Below are 6,907 nucleotides of genomic sequence, written 5' to 3' on the forward strand. Positions count from 1 at the left end.
CACCTTTTTCTAATGTTTTATTTACTAAACTGCTTTAGGACTTTGTGGATACATTGTCCTTTTTCGTTACGGTCAATGCACCGTTCTCTTCATCAATGAAAAGAGAGTCGCCTTTAGCAATGTTTCCAGTCAACAGTTCCTCAGATAGGCGATCTTCAATATGCTTCTGGATTGCACGACGCAATGGACGCGCACCATACGCAGGATCAAAGCCTTCCTTGGCAAGGAATTTCTTAGCCTTGTCTGTCAACTCGAAGTCCACCTCATATTCATTCAGACGCTTACGCAGCTCTTCGGACATGAGTGAAACAATTTCGGCAATATGTTTCTCTTCGAGAGAATGGAAAACGATAATCTCGTCTATCCGGTTCAAGAACTCAGGACGGAAGCTTTTCTTCAGCTCATCCATCACTTTGCCCTTCATGTTATCGTATTCCGCTCCCGCATCTACAACGGCTGTAAAGCCGAGCGTAGAGTTGCGTTTGATCGCCTGTGCCCCCACATTGGAAGTCAGAATAATCAGGGTGTTGCGGAAATCAACAACACGGCCTTTGGAATCCGTCAGACGTCCATCTTCCAGCACTTGCAGCAAAATATTAAATACTTCTGGGTGTGCTTTTTCGATTTCATCAAGCAACACAACAGAGTATGGCTTACGACGAACCTTCTCAGTCAGTTGGCCGCCCTCTTCATATCCGACATATCCTGGAGGCGCACCTACCAGACGGGATGTGGAGTGCTTCTCCATATATTCGGACATATCAATACGGATAACCGCATTTTCATCTCCGAACATGGATTCAGCCAATGCCCGCGCCAATTCGGTTTTACCAACCCCAGTTGGACCGAGGAAAATAAAGGAGCCGATTGGACGCTTCGGATCTTTCAGACCAGCACGTGCCCGGCGAATTGCCCGGCTTACTGCCTTAACAGCTTCTTCCTGCCCAATCACACGTTCATGCAACAGTTGCTCCATATTCAGCAAACGATGTGTTTCTTCCTCTTTCAACTTGCTGACTGGGACACCAGTCCAGATGGCGACAACCTGAGCAATATCCTCTGGTGTAACTTCGGAATCTGTACGCCCCTGTTGTTCTTTCCATTGATTTTTCGTGACATCCAGCTCTTCACGAATTTTTTGCTCCGTATCGCGTAGTGCAGCCGCTTTTTCAAACTCCTGACTTTGTACCGCTGAATCTTTTTCCTTGCGGATATCTTCCAGACGGTTTTCCAGTTGTTTTAGGTTTGGCGGTACTGTATAGGAGTTCAGTCTTACTTTGGAGCCTGCTTCATCAATAAGGTCGATAGCCTTATCCGGTAGGAAGCGATCCGTAATATAACGATCCGACAATCTTACTGCAGCTTCAATAGCCTCATCAGTGATTTTCACACGGTGATGCGCTTCATAACGGTCGCGCAGACCATACAGGATTTGAATCGCTTCTTCTGGAGAAGGTTGATCCACTGTAATAGGTTGAAAACGACGTTCCAGAGCAGCATCTTTCTCAATATATTTGCGATATTCATCCAGCGTGGTGGCACCGATACATTGCAGCTCGCCACGTGCCAGAGCAGGTTTCAGGATGTTGGATGCGTCAATTGCGCCTTCCGCTCCACCTGCACCAATCAGCGTATGCAGCTCGTCAATGAACAATACAATATTTCCGGCTTGACGAATCTCGTCCATAATCTTCTTCAAACGATCCTCAAATTCACCACGATACTTCGTGCCTGCTACCACAGAACCCATATCGAGTGTCATTACACGTTTGTCGCGCAACGTTTCGGGAATCTCATTTGCTATGATTTTTTGTGCCAATCCTTCGGCAATCGCTGTTTTACCTACCCCAGGTTCACCGATCAAGACAGGATTGTTCTTTGTACGGCGGCTGAGCACTTGAATAACGCGCTCAATTTCCTTGCTACGCCCAATAACTGGGTCCAGGTTATTTTCCTTCGCAGAAGCCGTCAGATCGCGTGCCAGACTGTCCAAGGTTGGCGTGCTGACATTAGCTGGAGCACCGTGATGGCTAGAAACTGCCTCGCTGCTGCCGAGCAATTGAAGCACTTGCTGACGCGCTTTGTTCAAACTGATACCCAGGTTGTTCAGCACACGTGCGGCCACGCCTTCACCTTCACGAATAAGACCTAGCAAAATATGCTCGGTACCTACATAGGTATGACCCAATTTACGTGCTTCATCCATAGACAGCTCAATGACTTTCTTAGCACGTGGAGTATAGGCAATGTTCGTCGGTTGCTCTTGACCGCGTCCAATTAGTGTTTCCACTTCATCCTGGATTTTTTCCAGTCCCAGCCCTAAACCGATTAAGGCTTTCGCTGCTATTCCTTCACCTTCACGAATGAGTCCTAGCAAAATGTGCTCTGTGCCAATGTTGTTGTGTCCCAATCGAACAGCTTCTTCTTGGGCCAAAGCAAGCACTTTCTGTGCACGTTCCGTAAATCTTCCAAACATCATATATCCTGCACCTCCACAATGTGTATTTCAGATCATTCTATATATTAAAGGGTTGTGCCTAATTTTTGCCGGATCAGCTTCGCCCGGTACATATCGCGCTCACCGGTGTTCATTTTATCGCCAAAGCTTTTTTGCAAAAAGCCGGGTTGCGTCATCACATTAAGCTCATTCATCGCTGCAATGGAAGGACGCTCCAAAATTCCTAAATCCACACCGAGACGTACATCGGACAGCCGCTGTGCAGCCTCCTTGGAATCCAAAACTGCTGCATATGATAAAATACCGAATGAACGCATCACCCGATCTGTAATTCGTAGCATGGATTCATTCATCAATCGTTCTCTGGCAGAGCGTTCGTGCTCTATAATTTGCAGCACTACGCCATGCAGATTCTCGATAATCTCCGCTTCGGTTTGTCCCAGTGTAATCTGATTAGATACCTGAAACAAATTCCCGACCGCTTCGCTACCTTCACCATAAATGCCGCGAACCGTAAGACCTACCTGTGAAACAGCGGACAGTATACGATTGATTTGATGAGTCATGACCAATGCGGGCAAATGCATCATCACCGATGCTCTCATACCTGTGCCGACATTCGTCGGACAACTGGTCAGAAAACCTCTCCGATCATCAAATGCATAATCAACATGTGCTTCAAATGCATCATCAATGACCATAGCGCGTTCCCAGGCTTCTCTCACCTGACATCCCGGATATAAACACTGAATACGCAGATGATCTTCTTCATTTATCATAACACTAACTGATTCATCATCACTTATCAACACAGCACCGTTGCGAGATTCGTTCGCCAAATTAGGACTAATCAAGTGCTTCTCAACCAGTACCTGCTTGTCGATCTCATCCAACTCGGATATTTTCAAGGTATGAAAAGTACCAAAACGACGCAAATCATCATACTGAAGGATATCCGTTAAGCGTTGAAGCACTTCTTCCGACTGCTGATTGGTAGCAAGCATGGGAAAAGGCAGATGCTGCAAGTTACGCGCAATTCTTACCCGACTGCTAATGACAATCTCCGAATCCGCAGCATCACCACGCATCCAATCACTTAGCGGCTTTTCCGTAAATCGGATATTGGGCATCACGCATTCCCTCCTACTCTTCACAAACTTTACTCTTCAGTCATTTCTTTTTCAAGCTTTCTGATTTGATCCCTAAGCTCGGCAGCTGATTCGAATTCTTCCTGTACAATGTGTTGTTGCATCTCTCTCTTCAATTCATCAATTTGCCGTTTAACCTTTAGTCGGCCTCCAGTACGGACTGGAACTTTACCCACATGACTTGTACTGCCATGCACACGCTTGAACAGAGGATCCAAACGACTATCAAAATATTGATAGCATGATGGACATCCAAAACGTCCTAGCTTACTAAACTGCGTATAAGTCATACCGCAATCCTTGCATTGCAGATTTTGTGGAACACTGTGACCTGAGGACTGACTTTTTGTACTGGAGTCAAAATCCAACATCCCCGACAACAAGCTATGAATCGAAAAGCCATTAGGTGTTCCAGGGATCATCTCCCCTTTTTCCTTCGCACATGTCTCACAAATATGAAACTCTGTCTTTTCGCCATTCACAATTTTGGTGAAATGCAAAGTTGCCGGCCGCATATTACATTCTTGGCACAGCATAAAAGCACCTCCTTCAACGTCTGGATTTTTTTACAAATCCCTACATCTGAATTGCCAATCTCTATTCACTGGTTAACGGATACTAGCTATTTGGCTGCCAGCAACGAGATCAGCATAGCCTTAAGCAATCTTGCTCGCAGTTGGTCACGATAGGGGAGCTTCAGCAATAATGTATCCCTTGATAAAGCAGCCTTTATGAGACCAGCTTCCCTTTTGCTTAAAAAATGTGCTTCCTCTAACTGATAAATCAGTCCTTCTGCTGCCGACTGGCTAATTTCCTCCCCGATGCTCTGATTAAGGTGTGTATGGATCGCATGTTGTGCAGGTAATTGAATTCGCTGAATTCGAATATAGCCTCCACCACCGCGTTTACTTTCCACCACATAACCTTTTTCCAACGTAAACCGGGTACTAATTACATAATTAATTTGCGACGGCACGCAGGAAAAGCGATCAGCCAGGTCATTGCGCTGAATCTCCACTAAACCTTGGGGACTTTCCAGCAGCATGCTCTTCAAATATTGTTCAATAATGTCGGAAACATTGCGCATTTCATCATCCTCCACTAACGGAAACGCAAGTATTCAAGTACATTTCACGCTCCACAGAGTCCGCCGTATATTGAACTTAACCAAACGGTAAAGTCACGAATCTAAGCAGTACTCAGGTAATCACCTGTTCTACAACCATTAGAAATGTACCGTTTCGTCTCTAGTGTGACCTTTATTTGCGATAAAACATACACTTCTCTTCTGTCCATAAGAAGCATCTCCTAACTATACGCAAATCATGTCGGCATTTCATACTTCTTTGCTGTCAATTGTTTTAAACGGCCAATCCAACAACATAATACTTCTGTAGATTCACACCAATTCTAATTGACTTTGACTTTCTTTGACTATATTCGTATTATAGCACAAATTTCATTTTTGCCAAGGGGTCAATACCATTTTTCGCAATCTAATTATGTTTTATACCAAATCACAAAAAAACTCTCCCCGTTACGGAAAGAGCTTTGCATAGCTATGCTCAACCACATACGATTTGTCTAAAAAGGAAGAGGAGATTAAGAAGAACTAATTTGGACCTTTTATCAGAAAAAATCCAATAAGAACGTTTGTTTTATCGGTATTACACGTTTAAGTGCAGCCACAGACTTACTGTTTCCTTTAATACGCCCCCACTTATACAGATCGTTAGCCTGCTGATAGCCTAGCAATAAAGTCGTCAATGACTGAATCCCCATCTCCAAGTCAGCTTCTGTGGCATTGTCAGATAAATTACTTGTATCCACTCTGTCCAGATGTCCATGCCCTTCCGCAGTAATCGTTAATCTCCATACTCCTTCATTCCAAGGAGCATACTGATCTGTCAGTTGTAAGGTGAGGCTTGTTTCCTCTCCACTCTGCTCAAAAGGGTATCTCTGTACAAAAGCAACTGCATCCACAATACGTCCCATAAAATAAGGTACTGTTTCCTGTTGAATCCGCGGATCATCGAGCAAATAAGGCAGATTATCATCTGCTGGAACGTAAATAAATTTACCTTGGGTTATCATCGAGTCATGATTTGCAAAATAAGTCCACAAAGCCCGACGTGCCGTCTCATTTTCATATACCAGCTCATCACAATTTAACTGTTTATCCTCTATTTTGTACAATGCGTATCCCTGAGGATTGCCTGCATCCGTGTAATATACGGCGGTCCGATAGTTTTCATTTAGAATCCGTTTCTGCCACCATGCCTTATCTCGCACCAGCGTACCATTGTAACGCGAAGCATATGATTGATACACTTGGTCCAGTTCTGAAATATTTTTGACATCCCGTTTAACTGTACCTTCTGTTTTAAATTTAGCAGGAAATTTATCAATTGGAATGACGTATTTTTTGTATTCAGTATACGTTTCCCATCCAAATTTACGATAGAAGGCAAAGGAGAATGGATGCAAAAATGAAAGGCTTTGTCCCGCAGACCTCATCTCTTCAAGCGCATGCGTCAACAAACGTGAAACCATACCCTCGCGACGCTTTTCCGGCCACGTTGCCACACCGGCAATGCCCCCCATATCAAAAACCTGACCATGTATGTATACCTGTAGTGGCAGCAAAGTCAGTTTAGCATTCAAGTTATGTCCATCGAAGATCCCCCATGTTTGCTCTGGTTTGAATTTCTTCTTGGCTTTCTCCAGATCCTCCGGGGACATTATAAACTGAAAAGCGTACTGAGATAATTCTATAGCTGCTTCAAATTCGTCACGTTGTAATTGTCTAATCTCCATAACTTCGCCACCTCACTCGTATACTTGGACCTTTTAAAAAATTACGCACTTAGAGTGTCGCAAAGCCTTTTCTCTCTGTCAACCTTAAAAAAGGATGATAACCTCAGTGAGGTTATCATCCTTTTTACATTTGCTTGGCAACGTCCTACTCTCCCAGGACCCTGCGGTCCAAGTACCATCGGCGCTGGAGGGCTTAACGGTCGTGTTCGGGATGGGTACGTGTGGAACCCCTCCGCTATCGCCACCAAACAGGAATTTACGGTGTAAATTCTTCCGTAGGGTTATTCGGTTCATCACAGATCGTGTGAATGAATAGCCTTACGCTTGTCGTATGTACTTCTACATACCTTCAAGGTCACACCCTGAAAACTGGATCCGAAACTTCATTGCGTCTTATCTTTAGGATAAGCCCTCGACCGATTAGTATTGGTCAGCTCCATGCATTACTGCACTTCCACCCCCAACCTATCTACCTCGTCGTCTT

The 6,907-nt window shown here is 44.5% G+C and carries 5 protein-coding genes and 1 rRNA gene; all 6 read right to left on the reverse strand.

Annotation, left to right across the window (positions count from 1 at the left end):
* Positions 1 to 34 precede the first annotated feature (34 nt).
* Positions 35 to 2,479, reverse strand: a complete 2,445-nt coding sequence (clpC, locus tag ACQQ6X_RS03785; RefSeq protein WP_063211196.1) for an ATP-dependent protease ATP-binding subunit ClpC — start codon at positions 2,477 to 2,479, stop codon at positions 35 to 37.
* Between the two features lie 44 nt (positions 2,480 to 2,523).
* On the reverse strand, positions 2,524 to 3,588 hold the full coding sequence (locus tag ACQQ6X_RS03790) for a protein arginine kinase (protein ID WP_013373293.1): 1,065 nt from the start codon (positions 3,586 to 3,588) through the stop codon (positions 2,524 to 2,526).
* 29 nt (positions 3,589 to 3,617) lie between these two features.
* On the reverse strand, positions 3,618 to 4,142 hold the full coding sequence (locus ACQQ6X_RS03795; RefSeq protein WP_063211200.1) for a UvrB/UvrC motif-containing protein: 525 nt from the start codon (positions 4,140 to 4,142) through the stop codon (positions 3,618 to 3,620).
* Between the two features lie 86 nt (positions 4,143 to 4,228).
* On the reverse strand, positions 4,229 to 4,693 hold the full coding sequence (locus ACQQ6X_RS03800) for a CtsR family transcriptional regulator (RefSeq protein WP_305168143.1): 465 nt from the start codon (positions 4,691 to 4,693) through the stop codon (positions 4,229 to 4,231).
* A 542-nt stretch (positions 4,694 to 5,235) separates the two neighbouring features.
* Positions 5,236 to 6,423: a GNAT family N-acetyltransferase gene (locus ACQQ6X_RS03805; RefSeq protein ID WP_305168144.1), complete on the reverse strand. Its 1,188-nt coding sequence runs from the start codon at positions 6,421 to 6,423 to the stop codon at positions 5,236 to 5,238.
* 132 nt (positions 6,424 to 6,555) lie between these two features.
* A 5S ribosomal RNA gene (rrf, locus tag ACQQ6X_RS03810) occupies positions 6,556 to 6,672 on the reverse strand.
* Between the last annotated feature and the right edge of the window lie 235 nt (positions 6,673 to 6,907).

The organism is Paenibacillus ottowii, from assembly GCF_050516475.1.
GTDB classification, from domain to species: domain Bacteria; phylum Bacillota; class Bacilli; order Paenibacillales; family Paenibacillaceae; genus Paenibacillus; species Paenibacillus ottowii.